Below are 14705 nucleotides of genomic sequence, written 5' to 3' on the forward strand. Positions count from 1 at the left end.
CACGTCCATGTGAGGTCATGGCCGCCCGATCGGGCGCTACCGCCAGCCCTAGTTGCACCAGAACAGGAACGGCGTGCAGCTGGGCGTCGGCTTCGGTGTCGGGGTGGCCGAGGGCCGTGGGACGGCCGTCGAGGGCTGTGGAGCGGTGGACGGGGCGGTGCTCGGCGGCGACGGTGGGGCGGGCGTGGCCGGGCCCGGGTCCGGGTCCGGAGCGCGGGTGGCCGTCGGTGCGGCCGGTGTGCTGTGTTTGGCCGAGGGGGTGGGGCTGGAGCCGCTGCGCTGGGTGGTCGGCGTGGCCGGGGCCCTGGTCGCGCTCGGTGCGGCGGTGGGCGTGGCAGGGTCCGTGGCCTGGCCGCTTCGCGAGTCCACCGTGACCGGCCGGCCCGCATCGGGTGCGGGCGGCGCGTCCTCCGAGCCGTTCGCGGCCAGGGCCGCCGCGCCGAGCCCCGCGACGGCCAGGCCGACGACCGAGAGCACCAGCACGCCCGGCCGGCGGCCGGCCCGCCGGGGAGCGCGCCGGGAGGCGGCCCGCCCGGGAGGCCCGTCGGACGGCAGGGGCGACGGCCCGGGTGCCGGACGCGGGATGACGAGGGTGTCCGCCGGCGGGTCCGGGGTCGCCGCGGGCGTGCCGCAACCGGGGCAGGCCAGGGCGCCGTTCAGGTGGCGGCGGCAGGGTGCGCAGTAGTCCATGTGATCTTCCCGTGCTGCCGGGGCGGCCGGCACACGCCGGTTGTCGTCGGCCGGCTCCGCGCACACCGTCGTGCGCATGCGGAGCCTAGGCATCCCGACTGTGAGGGTTCCAGACCCTTCTGTGGCGCTTCTGCAAAGATTGCGCCCCGCAGAGTGCACTTCTGCCAGGCCGGCCCGGCCGAACGTGCCCACCGCCACCGCTGCCTTCCTCCGCGGTGCCTTCCTCTCGCCTGCCCTCCTGTGCGGTGGCCTCCTCTCCGCTGCCTTCCTCTCGCCTGCCCTCCTTCCCGCACCGGCAGCCGTCGGCGGTCAGGCGCGGCCCTCCCGCAGCGAACGGGCGCCCGCCCGGGCGAACGGGCCGGCAAGCAGGCCGAGCGCCGCGCCGAGGGCGAGGCCGAGCAGGTTGTCGCAGACGTCCTGCAGGTCGCAGGCCCGCCCGAGCGCGGGCACCGCGTACTGGGCGAACTCGACCGCGAACGGCAGTACCGCCGCGCCCACCAGGACGGCCGCCACCCGGGGCTTCGTCCCGGCGAGGGCGGCGGCGAGGCCGATCGGCAGGAACACCAGGATGTCGAGGTCGGCCTGCCGGGATGTGATCCACTCGCCGGGCGGGCGCAGCCGCGCGCCGTCGAGGGTGCAGTGCCGGACGGCGAAGCGGGAGTACTCCCAGAACGGGCCCTGTGTGTCGGGGAGCAGCGAGAGCGTCACCAGCCCGCCCAGTCCGAGCAGCAGCACGAACGCCACCGCCCAGTGCGCCCGCAGCAGCCGCCCCACCGGCCGGTTGAGCAGCGCGGCCGGCACCAGCGAGCAGAGCAGCCCGGGCCAGAACATCGGCATCGTGCCGAGGACAGCTTTGATCACGCCAGAACGGACGCCGTCGAACGCCCGCCCGGTTCTCCGCCCGCCGCTAGAAGGGAAGGAGGGCGGAGCACCGGGCGCCGGAGCGCACTCAGCGGTGGGCGGAGAACTGCACCACCTGCTGGTAGGTCGGGCGGTTCTGCCAGGTGCTCTTGGGGTCGGTCCCCGGGGCGCTGCGGATCACCCTCAGCAGCTCGGGCAGCACGTCCTCGGCCCGCAGGTCCGCCAGGGCGGCGCCGGTTCACCCAGAGTCGGCCCTGGGCGCCGACGTATTTCCGCGCCGAACTCGGTTCCGTAGCGGGTGGTACCGGTGATGCGCGGGATGCCGGCGGCCCTGTCCCGGACGATGGTGACGGCGGCGCGGGGTGTGCTGATGCTCGACGGTAGGGCGGCTACCGACCGGTTGCCTAGTGGCGTGCATGCCATATCCGTTGCGCCACAGTCGCGTTGACGGCCGCACGGGTCGTGGCCGGTATCGGCCACGACCCGGCGCACGAACCGGGCCGGTGCCCGGACCCCCGTACCGGGCACCGGCGTCGGACCCATCCTGGCCGCCCGACCGGGCCCTCGGCCAAGGGTTTCAGCGCTCGCCTAAAGCCCCTGCTGGACGCGGTGCGCAGCCTGCGGGAGACTCAACGCAACCGCTGGGGAGGGCCGTTGCTCCGCATCCACTTCACCGCCGATGATCTCGCCCGGGTCCGGGTCGCGCCGACGCTCGGCCCCCTCACCGAGGCCTTCCTCGGCCTGCACCAGCTCACCGGCCCGGGCGGCTGCCCGCAGTTCCGGCCCTGGCGCCGGCGGTTCTCCCGGAGGATCGGCGAGGAGCTCCGACCGCTGGCCTCGCTCAGCCCCCACCTGGACCTCGGCACGCTCACCAAGCGGGACACCACGGTCGAGGGCGGGATCGACCAGCTGCTCGGCACCCCCGACCGGACCTTCCGGCTGGAGATCGCCGGGACCGCCACCGCCCGCACCGACCCGCGCTGGCACACCGCCCTGCTGCAGGGCGACCTGTCCGCCCGCCGCCTGCTGGCGGACTCGCTGGCGGCCTGCCACGACCTCACCGTCGGCCCGCACTGGAGCCGGCTGCGCACCCACCTGGACGCCGTCCGGGCCGACTACGCGCGCACCCTGCTGGACGGCGGCGTCGAACTGCTGCTGGCCACCGCCCACCCGCAGCGGATCCGCTGGCGGGCCCCGGTCCTGGAGGTCGACTACCCCAGGGACAACGACGTCCGGCTCGAAGGCCGGGGGCTGGTACTGGCCCCGGTGGTCTTCCTCCCCGACCCTCCCGTGCTGCTCACCGACGAGCAGGACCTTCAGGCGCCGCTCACCCTCGCCATCCCGACCGTCCGCGACGTGCTGACCGCCGCCTCGCTGTGGGGCGAGGAGGTGGACGGCTCCGGACGCCACTCGCTCACCGCCCTGCTCGGCCGGACCAGGGCCGCCGCCCTGGACGCGGTCGCGGCGAGCTGCACCACCACCACCGAACTGGCCCACCGGCTCAACGTCTCGGCCGCCTCCGCCAGCCAGCACGCCACCGTGCTGCGCAACGCCAACCTCATCACCACCCAGCGCCGCGGCGGCGCCGTTCTGCACACGATCACGCCGCTCGGCACCGACCTGCTCAACCGCACCACCACCGCCCGCCCTCCGGGGCGGCAGGCCCCCGCCTAGATGATCGATTCCAGGGCGTCGGGCATCAATGGTCGTAGGCGGTCAGGGTGCGGCCGGGACTCCCGCGCCGCTGATGATCCAGTCCTGCGCCGTCCGGTTTCCGGCCAAGCCGACAATCACCAGATCATCTAGCCCGGTGGAAAAACCGGTTGCCGCAGGCTGCGGGCTAGATCACTATTGCCCGCATGGACCTGTGAGATGCCACGTACCGACAACTGAACCAGTCGCGCGCACGACCTCGGAGCCTGAGTACCCGGCTGCCGTAGCGGTCGATCGCGCCCGCGTGTGCATTTTCCAGATGCTGGGAGCCGCGGCCCTGGGCCGCGAGAGCTCCCGCTCAGCCATGAAAGCAACCCATCATCATGCATATCGACCGCAAGGCCCAGTGGGCCGTGCGCCAGTCCGGCCTGCCCACCATCGTCCGCCGCTGCCCTGACTGCTCCAGCGCGCGGCACCACCCCTCCGGCAAGATCCGGGTCAACGCGAACGGCAAGCTGCTCGACGTCTGGCTGCTGCTGAGCTGCGACGGCTGTGACCGGACCTCGAAGGCGCCGGTCCACGAGCGCGTGCACGTCTCGGCGCTCAAGCCCGCCCGGCGGGAGGCGTACGAGGCCAACTCACCGGCGATGGTCCGTGAGTTGGCGATGAGCGCGTCGCTCGCCACGAAGAACGGCTACCACCTGGACTGGGCCGGTACCTGGGCGCTGGAGACCGACACGCCCAGCCCAGCGCTCGACGGGCCGGGTCCGCTCACGGTCCGGGTGGCCTTCGAACTGCCCGTACCGGTCCGGCTGGAGCGGCTGCTGATGCTCGGCCTCGGGCTCAGCCGCAGCGGGATACGCCGCCTGGTCGCGGCCGGGCGCGTGCAGCTACCGGTGCCCGTGGACGGCAAGGTGCACCAGGACTTCGAGTTCACCGTTGCCGGGGCTGCTCCGGCCGGCCCCGGCCGCCTGGTGGAAGCCCCGCACCCGGTCGCCCGGCAGGTACGCCAGGACACGCTGGTGCTGGCGGCCGAGCGCTGATCGCGGCTGATCGCAGTTGATCGCAGCTGCGATCAGCCGACTGCGGCTTGTGGATCCGGGTGCGTCCGGAACGGTCCGGACGCACCCGGCAACGTGTGGCTCAGGTGCGGCGGCGGGCGATGGTGATGATCTGGCTGCTGTTCGCGCCGATCGGCCCGTGGCCGGGGTCGCCGTACTGGGCCTGCACCTCGAAGCCGGCCTCGGCGAGGAGGGCGTTGAGCGGTTCGACGTCGAGGAAGCGCAGCGAGGTGCGGTCCACCCGGAACACGCTACCGTCCGCGTCGGCGGTGGTCTCGGCGAATTCACCCTGCTCAGACCGCTGAACCTCTTGGAATCGATCATCTAGGGCTTGCCCGGCGGGCTTCGCTCCGGGGAGCCGGCCGAGCACCGCCACACCGCCGAGGGCCAGGCCCGGACCGGGTACCGCCGCCCCGCCCCTCACACCGACGCCACGCTCCGCAACGCCAGACCGACGCCCACCGCGAGCACCACCACCGCCGTCACCAGGCTGCCGTAGGGCGCGTACTTCCGAAGGCCCGGCAGGCGGTCCGCACCGAGGGCGGCCAGGCGGGTGGTGGTGCCGGAGAGGAGGAGGCCGGCGGCGGTGAGGGCGAGGGCCATGCCGAGGCCGTAGCCGAGGACGAGGAGTACGCCGAAGGCCGTCCGGCCGAGGGCGACCGCGCCGAGCAGGATGACCAGGGCGGAGGGGCTGGGGACGAGGCCGCCGGCCAGGCCGATGCCGAGCAGCGGGAGCCTGCCGTGGTGGTGATGGTGTCCCTCGCCGTGATGGCCCCTGTCGTGGTGGCCCTCGCCGTCGTGGGAGTGGTGATGGTGGTCATGGTGATGGTGGGAGTGGCCGTGCCCCGAGAGCGTGCGGACCGCCGTGACCACCAGCCCGACGCCGATCGCCGCGATCAGCGCGCCGCCCGCCGCGCCGAGCCAGCCCAGCAGGTGTTCGCCGACCAGGGTCATCGAGGCCGTCAGCACCAGGCCGGTGACCAGCACGCCCGCCGTGTGGGTGGCGGTCACCGTGGCCCCCACCGCGAGGGCGGCCCGGACGCCGCCCCGGCGGCGGGCCAGGCAGGCGGCGACGGCGAGTTTGGCGTGGCCGGGCAGCGCGGCGTGGCCGGCGCCGAGGAGCAGGGCGAGGGCGAGGGCGAGCAGACCGACCGGGACGGTGAGGTCGCTGGTGGTGGCGAGCGAGGCCAGCCGCCGTTCGAGCGCGGGGAAGAGGACGGGTTCACCGGCGAGCGGTGGTGCCGCCCCGGGACGCCCGGAGTGCGCGGGTAGGGCGGCGGCTCCCTCGTCCGACGGCTCGGTCCGCAGTGCCGCCGACACCACGGCGGGCGGCTGCTGCGCCAACTCCTCCGGGTAGCTGCGCAGTTCGTCGCTGACGCTGGCCGCCGGGACGTCGGAGGCGGCGAGCCGGACGTGGTCGCCGCTCGCGCTGACCTCCTTCCAGCCCACCCGGCCCCGGTCCGCGCCCGAGTCGAAGGCGACGGCGGCCGGCCGGCCGAGCTCGGCGGACGCGCGGAGGGTGCAGCTGAGCCGGGCGGTGGGCAGGTCGGCGGCGCCGGGCCGGTACTCCAGCGCGGCGGCGCCCACCTCCCAGGACACCGCCGTTCCGTCCACCGTTCCCCGTGCGGTCCGGGCGAGTTCGGCGCAGCGGGCGGCGGCCCGGCCGGCCGCCTCGGCGTCGCTGATGCGGCCGTCGTGGTCGGTGTCGGTGGCCGGTTGTTCCTGGGCGGTGGGGATCTCGGCGGTGTCGACGACGGCCGTGTCCTCGATCCGGTCGGGCAGCAGCCGCAGGCCGTCGTACCGGTTGACGGTGAAGTTCCCGAGCGGGTGTGCCTGCGCGGCGGGCGCGGCCGCGAGGAGGAGGGGCAGGGCGAGCAGCGCCGCCGCGAGCGCGGTGTGAGCGGCGGGTGGGCGGGTCATACGTGTCCTTCGGAGGGCGGCGCGGGTGCCGGGGCGGAGGGCGGGGAGAGACGGGTCACCGATCCGCCAGCAGCGCCGCCGCCAGGGGTGCGTGCCACGGGGAGAACTGCGGGTTGCGGGCGAGGGCGTTGCGCAGGTGGTCGGGCGCCTCGGGGAGGCCGAGCGCGTGTTCCACGGCACCGAGGTGGTAGTCCAGCGGGGCGCTGTGCCAGCCGGTCCGGGCGGCCTCGCGGAGGTAGCCGACGGCCTCCTCGTCCCGGCCGGCGCGGTGCAGGGCCCAACCGAGCGCGTCGGCGACCAGCACGCTGTGCCGGGCGGCCCATTCGCCGCGCAGCAGGGTGACGGCGGTACCGGCGTCGCCGTGGTCGGCGAGATAGAGGGCGAGGTGCGGATCGACCGGTCCCCCACTGGAGGAGGCCTGGAGGAGCCGGGCCTCGGCCGCGAGCGCGCTCAGCGGCACCTCGGCGGGGCGACCGGCCGCGAGCAGCAACTCCGCCTCCTCCAGTAGGAACTGCGGTACCGGCGCCCGGGTGGACAGCGCCCGGTACCGTCGCGCCGCCTCGTCCACCTCGCCCCGTGCGGCGAGCACCCGGGCTAGGCCGGCCTCCCCGTTCTGGTCGGCCGGAGCGGCGGCCAGCGCGCGCCGGTAGTGCCGCTCGGCGGCGTCCGACTGCCCGGCCTCCCAGGCGAGATCGCCCAGCCGGTGTTCGCAGAAGGCCTGGTCGCCGGGTGTGCTCGCGGTCTCCAGGGCGCGTTCGAGGGCCAGTCGGGCCTCCTCGGCACGCCCGTGGGTCTCCAGGTCGTAGGCGGCACGGGTGTAGCCGGCGACGGTCGGGGCGAGGTCGAGCAGGCGTTGGGCCGCCGCGGTCGCGGCGGCGTAGTCGCCGAGCTGGATCTGGGCGTCGGCGAGGACGGCGTACCCGGCGGGCCGGTCGGGGGCCATCGCCGTCGCCGCCTGTGCGGAATCCTTCGCCCGGGCGAAGTCGTGTCGGGCGGCGGCCAGTTGTCCCGCCCCGACCACCGCCTCGTAGTTGCGTTCGGGCCGCAGCGCGATGGAGCGGTCGAGTGCCCGTTCGGCGGCCGCGAGGTCGGCGGCGTCCAGGGTGAGGCGGGCCCGGTCGAGCCGGGCGAGCGCCAACTCGGCCCAGCCGGAAGGGTCCTGCGGTCGCTGTTCGGTGACCAGGAGGGCCGCCGCCAGCCGGTCCGGTGGCGGCAGCGCCGATACCGGCCCACGGGTGGCGGGCCCGCCCGGCGCCGCCGGCTGCGGCCCGAGTGCGAGCAGCCCGCCCGCGCAGGCCAGCACGACGGCCCCGGCTGCCAGGAACCGCAGCGCCGGCCGCAGGCCCGACCGCGCGGCCCGCCCCACCCTGCCCGTCACGGCCCGGCGTGCGGGAGGTTGAGGTACGGGAAGACCGCTGTGGCCGGCTTCGGCTGCCAGTCGAAGGCGGGCGGCGGGAGCAGTCCGGCGGCGGAGCGGCCGTTCCAGGGCTCGCCCTCCAGCATCCGCAGCAGCGGCGGGTCGATGATGTCGTTGGGGCGGCGGCCGTTCGGCCAGCCCTGGAGGTCGCCGCCGAGGACGCCGTCCGGGTCGGGCGAACTGCTGACCGGGGTGGCGAGGTTGAGCCGCAGTTCATCGGCCCAGACCAGCGCGCGCGGGTCGGCGTCGGCGTTCACCGCCTGGGTGTTGAGGTCGAAGCCGAACCGCGCGCCGTTGTCGCGGCCGATGCCGCCGAGGAAGAGGGCGCGGATGTCCTCGCGCGGGCCGGGCGGGGCCGTGTACCCCTGGGCGGCCTGGATCCGTTGCGGCGGCACCGGGTTGAGCGTGGCGTCGAGGAACGCCTGGTCCTTGTGGTCGTCCGCGGCGGCGCGGGCGTTGAAGCGGTCCTCGGGGCCGCCGGGGGTGGCGTTGGCGGCGGAGGAGCCCCAGAGGGCGAAGCAGATGTGCGGGTTGCCGAGCCGGGCCACCTGTCGGTAGACGGCGTCCTGGGCGCGCAGGTCGCGGGCGAGGTCGGCGCCCTCGCGGGAGACGGTGGCCCAGACGCCGACGACGGGGTTGCGCTGCGGGTCGCCGTTCAGGGCGAGTTCGCTCTTGGGTACCTGGAGGATCAGGCTGCTCACGTTGACGGCGGAGAGCGGGTTGGTGCCGGGCAGGGCGCCGGGGACGGGGCCGACGGTGCCGAGCACGAAGAGGCCGAAGACCCGGATGTCGGCGATGAACGACTCGGCGGTCTGGGTGGCGACGGTGCGGCCGCCGCCGGGGAGGCCGCGGGTGGCCTCGGTTCGCAGGGAGCGGTAGTCGGGCATCAGGGCGAGGCCGGTGTGGGTGGGCGCGGCGGTGCCGTCGGCGAGCAGCGTCTCGGGGGCGCGGCCGGGTCGGATCCGTTCCAGGGTGTAGCGCTGGCGGAGGAGCAGGCCGGGGTCGCGCAGCGAACGGACCGGCGAGACGGCGATCGGGCCCGTGCCGAAGGGGCGGCGGTCCTCGGTGCGGAAGGTCCAGCGGTAGGTGAGGTCGGGGACGCCGTCGCCGGTGGCGTCGACGTGGATCTCGTACCGGGCGCGGGTGGCGAACGGGTAGTTCAGTGGTGCGGCGCCGGGGAGTTGGGCGGACTGCACGTCGGCGATCAGGGTGACGGTGTCCGGCGCGTCGGGGCTGGTGAAGGCGTAGACGTCGGTGAGGTTGGCGGGCTGGTCGAGGGCGACGGACGGCGCGTCGAAGTGACCGCCGGCCCGGCCGGTGCCGAGCAGCGGGCCACCGAGCGAGGCGGCGGTCAGCAGGGTGGTCGCGGCGGCGAGGAAGCCGCGTCGCGAGGGGTTCGGGTTCCGCACAGGGCTCTCCAGGAGTCCGGGGGAGGGGGAGTTGAGGGGAGAAGGGGAAGCGGGAAGCGGGAAGCAGAAACGAGGGCAGAGCGGGGCCGACAGCGAGGGGCCGCCGCTCAACCTAGGCCGCCAAGCGATCTTGGTTCGACCTCGGGGCGGCGTCCTCACCCGGACGTGTTCGGGTTTTCCCCCGCGAGAGGGAAAGTGGCGGGTTCGAGCACATCCGTGCACCTACGATCCCTGTTGATCACGAACCCTTCGCAGCCGAACGCATTTCCGACCAGTCGGTGTGCCAAGGCTTTTGACGGTTCGTCATCCCATATTCCCCACCCCACTGATCCCGTCCCGAAGGAGCAGAAGATCAGCATGAAGATCCGTCACGCCCTGGCCGCCCTGCTGGCCGCCGCCACCGTCACCGCGGTCGGCGCGCCGTCCGTCGGCGCCGCCCCAACCCCCGCCGCCGGGCCGGCCACCCTCTCCCCGGCCGCCGTCACCGCCCCGGGCCCGTACGTCTCGCCGTGGGGCGACGCCCAGGTCGCCTGGAACCCCGGCTTCAAGGCGACACTGGACGCCCACCACGTCACCGTGACCCCGCTGGCGCCCGTCACCAGGCTGCCCGAGGACTCCGGGCTGACCAGCGCGATCGGCTCCACGGCCGGCTCGTCCATCGACCTGATCGAGTTCGGCCGGGTCTACTACCAGGGCGGCTGGACGTTCACCAACACCGAGACCAGGGGGAGTTGGACCGCCGACGACTTCTGGCTGCGGTTCTTCCCGACCCAGGGGCTCTCCGCCTATCCGGTGATCAACGGCGAGAAGAGCACCCGCGAGCAGCTCTTCGTCACCTACACGCTGCCCGGCGCGGCGATCGGTGGCGGCGGCTGGGGCCTCGACCCGGCCAAGGTGGCCGTGAAGACCGCCAAGGTGCCGCTGACCCTCACCCAGCTCGGCGCGGACGGACTGAACCGCGCACTCGGCACCGGGTTCAAGGCCGGCGAGGAGCTCGGCGTCCTCTCCGGCGAGTTCCGCTACCTCCCGGCCTGACCACTCCCCGACTCCCTTATTCCGTTGCCGATTTCCGAGGAACCCACCATGCGCCGCACCCTGCACCGGCTCGCCGTCCTGGCCGCCGCCACCGCCCTGCTCGCCCCCGCCGCGTTCGCGACCACCACCACCGCCTCGGCCGCTCCGCAGGCCGCCGCCTCCGCCGACGCCGGCGCCACCACCCGCGCGACCGGTGTCTACATCTCCCCCTGGGGCAGCGCCCACCTCGCGATGAGCGAGGAGACCAGGAAGTGGATCGCCGACGAGCACGTCACCGTCACCGCGATCGAGCCGTTCAGGATGGACGCGGACGGCAACGGCTTCGAGATGCCGATCGGTTCGACCGCCGGGGACCACCTGGACGAGAAGGGCCGGATCTTCTACCCGGGCGGCATCACCCTCCACCACCCCGGCTCCGGCCACGACTTCACCCTGGTCCCGACGTACATCCGCGTGATGCCCACCCCGCTCTGGTCCTCGGGCCTCAAGGTGGACGGCGTCGAGGTGTCACCCGAGTTCCCGGTGGCGGACACCAGTTACGGCGAGGTGATCGCGAGCGGCCGCCCGACCTTCACCGGCTTCAAGCTGGAGCGGCTGCCGTTCCACATCACCCAGGACACCACCGACCTGATCGGCCGGTACGCCGGCCGCCCCGGCCCGCGCTCCGGCAGCGTCCTCGGCACCCTCACCCCGCGCTTCGACTACGTCCCCGCCGGCTGACCCACCCCGGGCCCGTCCTCCCGGGGGCGGGCCCGGCCCCAACTCGCCAATATCGCATGACAATCAGCTATCTCGCTCGATCGAGCGAACAATCCGCCGTATCAGGATTTCGGCCGCCCGATGGGGGAACATCAGCACGTCCGCGCCCGAACGAACCAACGTCCGGGCGGTACCGACTCCGGCCACTTGGATCAGCCCGTGACTACCTCCGCCCCCGTGTGGGACTGCCCCTTCAACCACACCGAAGGCCTGGAGTTCGACCCCCTCCTCAAGCAACTGCTGCTCACCGAGGAGCGGATCGCCAGAATCCGGCTGCCACACGGCGAGGGCGAGGCCTGGCTGGCCACCCGGTACGAGGACGTCCGCATCGTCACGACCGACCGCCGGTTCAGCCGCGCGGCCGGCATCGGCCGGGACCTCCCCCGGATGACGCCCGCCCCGATCGCCCAGGTCGAGGCGATCAACCTGATGGACCCGCCCGCCCACAACCGGCTGCGCAGGCTGGTCGCCAAGGGCTTCACCAACCGCCAGGTCGAACGGATGCGCCCGAAGACGCAACGGATCGTCGACGGCCTCCTGGACGCGATGGAGGAGCACGGCTCCCCCGCCGACCTCGTCCACCACCTCTCCGACCGGCTCCCGCTCACCACCATCTGCGAGATGCTCGACATCCCCGAGCAGGACCGCGCCGAGCTGCGCGGGAACGCCGTCGCGATGATGGCGATGGGCCCCGGCAGCGGCGACGGCCAGGTGCGCGCCAAGGCCGCCCTGCGCGCCTACTTCTCCGAGCTGACCGCCGCCCGCCGCCGCGACCCCGGCGAGGACTTGATCAGCGCGCTCGCCACCGCACGGGACGACGAGGAGCTGCTGGACGACCAGGAGCTCGCCGTGATGGCCATGGTCCTGCTGGTCACCGGCCACGACACCAGCACCTACCAGCTCGGCAACATCACCTACACCCTGCTCACCCACCCCGAGCAGCTCGCCAAGCTGCGGGCCCAGCCGGAGACGCTGCCGCGCGCCCTGGAGGAGCTGCTGCGCTTCATCCCGTTCCGCCAGGGCGTCGGCATCGCCCGGGTCGCCACCGAGGACGTCGAGCTCGGAGGCGTACTGATCAGGGCGGGCGAGGCCGTGCACGTCTCCTACCTGGCCGCCAACCGCGACCCGGCGATGTTCGAACGCCCCGACGAGCTGGACCTCGACCGCGGCACGGCCAACCACATGACCTTCGGCTACGGCACCCACCACTGCGCCGGCGCCCACCTGGCCCGGATGGAGCTCCAGGTCGCCATCGGCACGCTGCTGGCCCGCTTCCCCGGGCTCCGGCTGGCCGTGCCGGCCGCCGAGCTGGACTGGCAGACCGGCTCGATCTGGCGCTACCCCCGTACCCTGCCGGTCGCCTGGTGACCTCCCCGCCGCACTGTCCCGGCGCCCGTCCACCGCACCCGTAGGCCACCGCCCGCGCCGGCCGTCGGCCGCGCGGGTCACCAGGGGAGACCTCACACCCATGGCAACACTCTGCCGTCCCGCCATCGCCGTACCCGAACACGTCATCACCCTCGACCAGACCCTCGACCTGGCCCGCACCCTGCACGCCGGCCACCCCCAACTCGGCCTGGCGCTACGGCTGATCGAGAACACCGGGGTGCAGACCCGGCACCTGGTCCAGCCGATCGACGAGACCCTGCGGCACCCCGGCTTCACCACCCGCAACGCCGTCTACGAGCGCGAGGCCAAGCGCCGCGTCCCCGAGGTGGTCGAACGCGCCCTCGGGTACGCCGAGTTGTCCGCCCGGGACATCGACCTGATCGTCTACGTGTCCTGCACCGGCTTCATGATGCCCTCGCTGACCGCCTGGCTGATCAACACCATGGGCTTCCGCTCCGACACCCGGCAGGTGCCGATCGCCCAGCTCGGCTGCGCGGCCGGCGGCGCCGCGGTCAACCGCGCGCACGACTTCTGCCGCGCCTATCCCGGCGCCAACGTCCTCATCGTGGCCTGCGAGTTCTGCTCGCTCTGCTACCAGCCGACCGACCTCGGCGTCGGCTCGCTGCTCTCCAACGGCCTGTTCGGGGACGCGATCGCCGCCGCCGTGATGCGCGGCCGCGGCGGCACCGGCGTGCACGTCGAGCGCAACGGCTCGCACCTCGTCCCGCACACCGAGGACTGGATCTCCTACGGCGTGAAGGACACCGGCTTCCACTTCCAGCTCGACAAGCGCGTCCCCGGCACCATGGAGATGCTGGCCCCGGCCCTGCGCACGCTCGCCACCGACCACAACTGGGACGTCTCCGGCCTGGGCTTCTACATCGTGCACGCCGGCGGCCCGCGCATCCTGGACGACCTCTGCCACTTCCTCGAACTGGAGCCGGCCGCCTTCCGGTTCAGCCGGGCCACGCTCACCGAACGCGGCAACATCGCCAGCGCGGTGGTCTTCGACGCGCTGGCCCGCCTCTTCGCGGAGGGCACCGTCGCCGACGGCACCCACGGCCTGATCGCCGGCTTCGGCCCGGGCATCACCGCCGAGATCTCGCTGGGCAGTTGGGCCGGCGCCCCGATCGAGGCGGCCATCCCGCACCGCCCGCGCACCCTCGGCACCGCCGACCTGCAGCCGACGTTCGGTGTGCCGGCGGTGACCTGACGCACCGGCGGTGTGGCATGACGGCACCGGCAGGCGGCCTGACGGACCGGCCGAGCCCCGAGCCCCGAGGACTATGATCAGTAGATGACGGACACCACCGAGAGAGCCGGCGGGCTGACGGACCTGCCGGCCCGGTTCCCGAAGTTGCACGCGCCGCAGTACTGGGCCTGGGGGCGCTTCGACGCCCAGTTCTCCACCGCGCTGCCGCCGGACGAACTCGTCACCAACATCCACCTCGTGGGCTTCGACGGCGGGCGCATCGTGCTCTGCCGGGACGACCGCGACCACTGGTTCCTGCCGGGCGGCACCCGCGAGCACGGCGAGTCGATCGCGTCCTGCCTGACCCGGGAGCTCAAGGAGGAGGCCGGCGCCCGCCTGCTCGGCGAGCCGGTCTGGCTGGGCGCGCACCGCTGCGTGACCGACAACCCCGTGCCCTACCGGCCGTGGCAGCCGCACCCCGAGAAGGCGTGGCTCTGGGGCTGGGCCGAGGTGGCGGTGGACTCCACGCCGACCAACCCCGACGACGGCGAGCAGGTGGTCGAGGTGCGGGCGGTCGAGCCGGCCGAGGCACAGCGGCTGCTGGTCCGCAGCCACGAGGCCTGGTGGGGCGAGCTGGTCGGGCTGGCGGTGGAGCTGCGGGGGCGCGCGGCCGCGGGCTGAACCCATGCCTGTCGGGGCCGAAGATCACCGGGATGGCCGAACAGCGCAGCGTACTGTCCGATATGCGGTGATATGACTCGTTTGAACTCGGGTCTGCACCGACGGGAGCGTCATGGACAACTACCCGCTGCTCAACATCTTCTGGACGATGCTGGAGCTGTTCCTCTGGATCCTCTGGTTCTTCCTGCTTTTCAAGATCATCACGGACATCTTCCGCAGCCACGACCTCAGCGGCTGGGGCAAGGCCGGCTGGCTGATCCTGGTGATCCTGGTGCCGCTCATCGGCGTGCTCGTGTACGTCATCGCACGTGGCAAATCGATGGGCGAGCGGGACGTCGCCCAGGCCCAGAAGAGCGAGGCCGCCTTCAAGGCATACATCCGTGACGCCGCCACCGACACACCCGAGGGCGGCGGGGCCCCGGGCGGCGGGGGCGGAGGCCGCAGCCACGTCGAGGACCTGGCCAAGCTGGCCGATCTCAAGGCCGCCGGCGCCATCACCGAGGAGGAGTACCAGAAGGCCAAGGAGAAGCTCCTGGCCTGACCGCGCTCCCGGCAGGTCGGGGGGGGGGGGGGGGGGGGGGGGTCGCGCGGCCCCGGCCTCCTGCGCTCCCGCGCCGCCGCCCCTCTCCTCATCCTCT

At 73.7% G+C, this 14705-nt stretch carries 14 protein-coding genes; 8 read left to right on the plus strand and 6 right to left on the minus strand.

Annotation, left to right across the window (positions count from 1 at the left end; all coding sequences use genetic code 11):
• Window positions 1–48 precede the first annotated feature (48 nt).
• Both ACZ6NC_RS17430 and ACZ6NC_RS17435 read right to left on the minus strand, forming a co-directional pair.
• Window positions 49–690, minus strand: coding sequence for an SCO2400 family protein (locus ACZ6NC_RS17430; RefSeq protein ID WP_465733562.1), 642 nt, complete (start codon window positions 688–690; stop codon window positions 49–51).
• Window positions 691–999: 309 nt separating this feature from the next.
• The gene (locus tag ACZ6NC_RS17435) at window positions 1000–1551 is read right to left on the minus strand and encodes a VanZ family protein (RefSeq protein ID WP_465733564.1); all 552 of its coding nucleotides are present in this window, start codon (window positions 1549–1551) and stop codon (window positions 1000–1002) included.
• A gap of 654 nt (window positions 1552–2205) precedes the next feature.
• Between ACZ6NC_RS17435 and ACZ6NC_RS17440 the strand changes: the two genes are divergently transcribed.
• Together ACZ6NC_RS17440 and ACZ6NC_RS17445 are read left to right on the plus strand one after the other, a co-directional pair.
• Window positions 2206–3225, plus strand: coding sequence for an ArsR/SmtB family transcription factor (locus ACZ6NC_RS17440; protein ID WP_465733566.1), 1020 nt, complete (start codon window positions 2206–2208; stop codon window positions 3223–3225).
• 362 nt (window positions 3226–3587) lie between these two features.
• Complete coding sequence (locus ACZ6NC_RS17445) at window positions 3588–4247, plus strand: DUF1062 domain-containing protein (RefSeq protein WP_465733568.1); 660 nt, start codon at window positions 3588–3590, stop codon at window positions 4245–4247.
• A gap of 100 nt (window positions 4248–4347) precedes the next feature.
• Here ACZ6NC_RS17445 and ACZ6NC_RS17450 read toward each other — a convergent pair whose 3' ends face one another.
• The 4 genes from ACZ6NC_RS17450 to ACZ6NC_RS17465 form a co-directional block, all read right to left on the minus strand.
• Window positions 4348–4506 (minus strand): hypothetical protein, encoded by a 159-nt coding sequence (locus ACZ6NC_RS17450; protein ID WP_465733569.1) that lies wholly within the window; start codon window positions 4504–4506, stop codon window positions 4348–4350.
• 179 nt (window positions 4507–4685) lie between these two features.
• The gene (locus ACZ6NC_RS17455; RefSeq protein WP_465733571.1) at window positions 4686–6185 is read right to left on the minus strand and encodes a nickel transporter; all 1500 of its coding nucleotides are present in this window, start codon (window positions 6183–6185) and stop codon (window positions 4686–4688) included.
• Between the two features lie 55 nt (window positions 6186–6240).
• On the minus strand, window positions 6241–7563 hold the full coding sequence (locus tag ACZ6NC_RS17460; protein WP_465733573.1) for a tetratricopeptide repeat protein: 1323 nt from the start codon (window positions 7561–7563) through the stop codon (window positions 6241–6243).
• Window positions 7560–9011 (minus strand): DUF4331 domain-containing protein, encoded by a 1452-nt coding sequence (locus tag ACZ6NC_RS17465; protein ID WP_465733575.1) that lies wholly within the window; start codon window positions 9009–9011, stop codon window positions 7560–7562. Before ACZ6NC_RS17465 ends, ACZ6NC_RS17460 begins: the two co-directional genes overlap by 4 nt.
• Before the next feature lie 357 nt (window positions 9012–9368).
• Between ACZ6NC_RS17465 and ACZ6NC_RS17470 the strand changes: the two genes are divergently transcribed.
• From ACZ6NC_RS17470 to ACZ6NC_RS17495, 6 genes are all read left to right on the plus strand, one after another.
• Window positions 9369–10046, plus strand: coding sequence for a hypothetical protein (locus ACZ6NC_RS17470; protein ID WP_465733577.1), 678 nt, complete (start codon window positions 9369–9371; stop codon window positions 10044–10046).
• 48 nt (window positions 10047–10094) lie between these two features.
• Entirely contained in the window at window positions 10095–10766 is a 672-nt protein-coding gene (locus ACZ6NC_RS17475; RefSeq protein WP_465733579.1) for a hypothetical protein, read from the plus strand.
• 198 nt (window positions 10767–10964) lie between these two features.
• On the plus strand, window positions 10965–12173 hold the full coding sequence (locus ACZ6NC_RS17480; RefSeq protein ID WP_465733581.1) for a cytochrome P450: 1209 nt from the start codon (window positions 10965–10967) through the stop codon (window positions 12171–12173).
• Window positions 12174–12273: 100 nt separating this feature from the next.
• Window positions 12274–13407 (plus strand): type III polyketide synthase, encoded by a 1134-nt coding sequence (locus ACZ6NC_RS17485; protein ID WP_465733583.1) that lies wholly within the window; start codon window positions 12274–12276, stop codon window positions 13405–13407.
• Between the two features lie 84 nt (window positions 13408–13491).
• A complete protein-coding gene (locus tag ACZ6NC_RS17490) occupies window positions 13492–14067 on the plus strand; it encodes an NUDIX domain-containing protein (RefSeq protein ID WP_465733585.1) in 576 nt (191 codons plus the stop codon).
• A 112-nt stretch (window positions 14068–14179) separates the two neighbouring features.
• Window positions 14180–14608 (plus strand): SHOCT domain-containing protein, encoded by a 429-nt coding sequence (locus ACZ6NC_RS17495; protein WP_465733587.1) that lies wholly within the window; start codon window positions 14180–14182, stop codon window positions 14606–14608.
• Window positions 14609–14705: the final 97 nt, after the last annotated feature.

It is taken from the genome of Kitasatospora sp. NPDC041988, from assembly GCF_055588525.1.

What these genes read in the sequence shown, in the direction of transcription:
- ACZ6NC_RS17455 (WP_465733571.1), bottom strand. Translation starts at nt 6,185, where the DNA reads ATGACCCGCCCACCCGCCGCTCACACCGCGCTCGCGGCGGCGCTGCTC.
- ACZ6NC_RS17430 (WP_465733562.1), bottom strand. Translation starts at nt 690, where the DNA reads ATGGACTACTGCGCACCCTGCCGCCGCCACCTGAACGGCGCCCTGGCC.
- ACZ6NC_RS17470 (WP_465733577.1), top strand. Translation starts at nt 9,369, where the DNA reads ATGAAGATCCGTCACGCCCTGGCCGCCCTGCTGGCCGCCGCCACCGTC.
- ACZ6NC_RS17495 (WP_465733587.1), top strand. Translation starts at nt 14,180, where the DNA reads ATGGACAACTACCCGCTGCTCAACATCTTCTGGACGATGCTGGAGCTG.
- ACZ6NC_RS17490 (WP_465733585.1), top strand. Translation starts at nt 13,492, where the DNA reads ATGACGGACACCACCGAGAGAGCCGGCGGGCTGACGGACCTGCCGGCC.
- ACZ6NC_RS17485 (WP_465733583.1), top strand. Translation starts at nt 12,274, where the DNA reads ATGGCAACACTCTGCCGTCCCGCCATCGCCGTACCCGAACACGTCATC.
- ACZ6NC_RS17475 (WP_465733579.1), top strand. Translation starts at nt 10,095, where the DNA reads ATGCGCCGCACCCTGCACCGGCTCGCCGTCCTGGCCGCCGCCACCGCC.
- ACZ6NC_RS17445 (WP_465733568.1), top strand. Translation starts at nt 3,588, where the DNA reads ATGCATATCGACCGCAAGGCCCAGTGGGCCGTGCGCCAGTCCGGCCTG.